Source organism: Micromonospora sp. ATLC20 (genome assembly GCF_057196585.1).
This window is the reverse complement of record NZ_JBXUOV010000323.1, coordinates 1-3,167: the sequence shown is the minus strand read 5'-3', so window position 1 is coordinate 3,167 and position 3,167 is coordinate 1. Positions and strand designations below refer to the sequence as shown.

General features: G+C 71.8%; 4 protein-coding genes and 1 pseudogene. 2 read left to right on the top strand and 3 right to left on the bottom strand.

Annotation, left to right across the window (positions count from 1 at the left end; translation table 11 throughout):
- Window positions 1-213 (top strand): annotated as a pseudogene (locus AC2CHG_RS30860) (hypothetical protein); the annotation flags it as partial.
- Between the two features lie 10 nt (window positions 214-223).
- The gene (locus AC2CHG_RS30855; protein WP_135241920.1) at window positions 224-1,570 is read left to right on the top strand and encodes an ABC1 kinase family protein; all 1,347 of its coding nucleotides are present in this window, start codon (window positions 224-226) and stop codon (window positions 1,568-1,570) included.
- A gap of 332 nt (window positions 1,571-1,902) precedes the next feature.
- On the opposite strand, the gene AC2CHG_RS30850 is transcribed toward AC2CHG_RS30855, so the two are convergent.
- From AC2CHG_RS30850 to AC2CHG_RS30840, 3 genes are all read right to left on the bottom strand, one after another.
- Window positions 1,903-2,268 (bottom strand): WhiB family transcriptional regulator, encoded by a 366-nt coding sequence (locus AC2CHG_RS30850; RefSeq protein ID WP_194800474.1) that lies wholly within the window; start codon window positions 2,266-2,268, stop codon window positions 1,903-1,905.
- A 132-nt stretch (window positions 2,269-2,400) separates the two neighbouring features.
- A complete protein-coding gene (locus AC2CHG_RS30845; protein WP_082931090.1) occupies window positions 2,401-2,655 on the bottom strand; it encodes a hypothetical protein in 255 nt (84 codons plus the stop codon).
- Window positions 2,656-2,784: 129 nt separating this feature from the next.
- Window positions 2,785-3,167 (bottom strand): HRDC domain-containing protein (locus AC2CHG_RS30840; RefSeq protein ID WP_484526146.1); only part of this gene is annotated, 383 nt, incomplete at its 5' end.

Sequence of the window (3,167 nt, the reverse complement as noted above, 5' to 3'; positions counted from 1 at the left end):
GCGGCGGCCTTCGCGACGGCCGAGGTGCTGGCGCAGCTCGACGGCGCCCAGCCGGAGACGCTCGGCGGCGCGGTGGAGATCCGCGGGCCGGGCCGGGTCCGCTACCGACGGTGGCCGCCGCACCCCTCCTGCGGTTGCTGCCGGCGTCGCCCGATCCGGTCGGCCCCGGCCACTACCCGCCGCACGGCAGCAGCGGAGGCCCCGCGTCGGTAACAATGGCCGGGTGACCGACATCCCGCGCCGGGCCGTGTCCCGCACCGCCAAACTCGCCGCTCTGCCGCTCGGGTTCGCCGGTCGAACCGTCCTCGGCATGGGCAAGCGGGTGACCGGCCTCGCGTCCGACGTCATCTCCGCCGAGATCCAGCAGCGCACCGCCGAGCAGTTGTTCAGCGTGCTCGGGCAGCTCAAGGGCGGGGCGATGAAGTTCGGCCAGGCCCTGTCGGTGTTCGAGGCGGCGTTGCCCGAGGAGGTCGCCGCGCCCTACCGGCAGGCGCTCACCAAGCTCCAGGAGGCCGCGCCGCCGCTGCCGGCGGCGACTGTGCACAAGGTGCTCGCCGAGCAGCTCGGCCCGGACTGGCGCGACCGGTTCGTCGAGTTCGACGACACGCCGGCCGCCGCGGCCAGCATCGGCCAGGTGCACCGGGCGGTCTGGCGCGACCCGGGGTACGAAGCGGAGGGGGGTCCCCGGCACCGGGACGTGGCCGTGAAGATCCAGTACCCGGGTGCCGGTGACGCCCTGCTCGCCGACCTCAAGCAGCTCTCCCGGCTCGGCGGCATGTTCCGGGCCATCCAGCCGGGGCTGGACGTGAAGCCGCTGCTGGCCGAGCTGCGCGAGCGCATCACCGAGGAGCTGGACTACGAGCTGGAGGCGGAGTCGCAGCGGGCGTTCGCGGCCGCGTACGCCGACGACCCGGACATCTTCATCCCGGAGGTGCTCGACGCCGCGCCGCGGGTGCTGATCACCGAGTGGGTGGAGGGCATCCCGCTGTCGCAGATCATCCGGGAGGGCACCGAGGAGCAGCGGAACGAGGCCGGCCGGCTGATGGCCGAACTGCACCTGTCGGCGCCGGAGCGAGCCGGTCTGCTGCACGCCGACCCGCACCCGGGCAACTTCCGGCTGCTCCCGGACGGCCGGCTCGGCGTGATCGACTTCGGGGCGGTGGCCCGGATGCCGCAGGGCACGCCCGAGCCGATCGGCCGGATCGCGGCGCTGGCGCTGCGCGAGGACGCCGACGGTGTGGTGGAGGGGCTGCGCGCCGAGGGCTTCGTCAGCCGTACCGAGTCGATCGACGCCCCGGCCGTGCTCGACTTCCTGCGTCCGATGCTGGAGCCGATCGCCGCCGACGAGTTCCGTTTCACCCGGGCGTGGCTGCGCGCCGAGGCGACCCGGCTGGCCAGCCCGCGCTCCCCCGCCTACCAGCTCAGCCGGCAGCTCAACCTGCCGCCGTCGTACCTGATGATCCACCGGGTCACGCTGGGGTCGATCGGGGTGCTCTGCCAGTTGGAGGCGAAGGCGTCCTACCGGTCGATCCTGGAACGCTGGCTGCCGGGCTTCGCGCCGGTGGCCTGAGCGCAGGCCGGCCGGCGAGCGGGCCGGCCACGAGCACGGCGAAGGGGCGGTGACCGACTAGGTCACCGCCCCTTCCTCACGATCGTTCTACAGAACGCCCAGGTCGCGGGCCGACTGGCTGCGACCCCGCATGGCGACGGTACGGGCGGAACGGGTTGCCTCAGTGCTCGTGGTGGTGCGACCGGCCTGAGGCCGGCGCATTCGAGCCCTGGACAACGCTTCGTGGAGTAGTTGCATCTCGAATCCGTTCGGCAGGTTCAGCATCAGGGTTTCTCTTTCAGGTCGGCCGGTGGAGGGACACCGGCATCGGTCGGTTTCGGAACGTAGGTGTGTCAGGCTGCCAGCCGGACGGAGTTCCGCGACTCGGACAGCCCGCTGGCCGCCAGTCGCGCCTCCGCCTCGACCCGGAGCTGCGCGTCACGGGCGAGGTCCTCCTTGCGCGGACGGCCACGGGGCCGCTTGCGCGGGACGACCGCGCCACGCTCGAAGATCTCGCCGCCCCAGACGCCCCAGGGCTCGGCTCGCTCCACCGCCCCGGCCAGGCACTCGACGCGCAGCGGGCAGTCCCCGCAGAGCGACTTGGCCAGCTCGAGCTCGGCGGGCGAGTCGGAGAACCACAGGTCGGGGTCGAACTTCCGGCAGGGCAGGTTCGCCTCCACGTCGACGCTCACGTCGAGGGGGGCCAACGCCAGACTCATCCTCCGGTCACCTCTCTCTCACTTCGATCTCGTGGATCGCATTCCGACGTACTTCGGCGGGACAAAAAACTGAGGCCGCGGATCCCGGTATGCGGGTTCCGCGGCCTCGAGGTGAGCCGGTGGTCTGATGGATCAGACCGGTCTACCTCGAGGTGGAACACCGCGGACATCCGTGCGCTTCTTGGCGCCATCGATGCCCTTGCCCGCGAAGCCACTGGTCCCCTCGACTCCGGCGATCGGCGCAACGGTCAGGTTCAGCTCGGCCTGAACCTGGACCTGGTGCACCTGCGGAGCCGACGGTCGAGCGGCGAGGGCCACCCGGACGGCCGACAGCGGAGCGACGGCAGACGGCATCGCCGCGAGACGCTCATAGTTGAAGATCTTCACTGGTGCCACCTCCCTACTCTCCTCGTGCCGACCGTGGACTCATCCCTCTTGAGCAGCCAGAACGGCGCCGCTCGCGAGGTGTGTCATGAGGCTATTCCTCGCCCTCGGGGGAGGGCAAACGATTTACGGCTAGTTTTCAGAAGTTTTCTGTGGGCAGACGTCGTCCACCGTCGCGCCGGCCACCAGGGCGAGCACCGTATCCCCGTATAGCCCGACTTTTCGGGGCCCGATCCCGGCGATCGCCACCAGTTCCTCGGTGCGGCCGGGCTTCCGCTCGGCCAGCGCGGTGAGCGTGGCGTCGGTGAAGACCACGTACGCCGGCACCTTCTGCGCGCCCGCCACCCGCTGCCGCCACTCGCGCAGCCGCTCGTACAGCTCCTCGTCGATGTCGGACGGGCAGGTCGGGCAGCGGCCCAGTTTGCGGTCCGCCCCGGCGAGCAGCGTGGCGCCGCAGATCCGGCAGGAGACCACCTGCGGCCGGCGCCGCTCGGCCCGCCGCGCCGGGCCGGCGC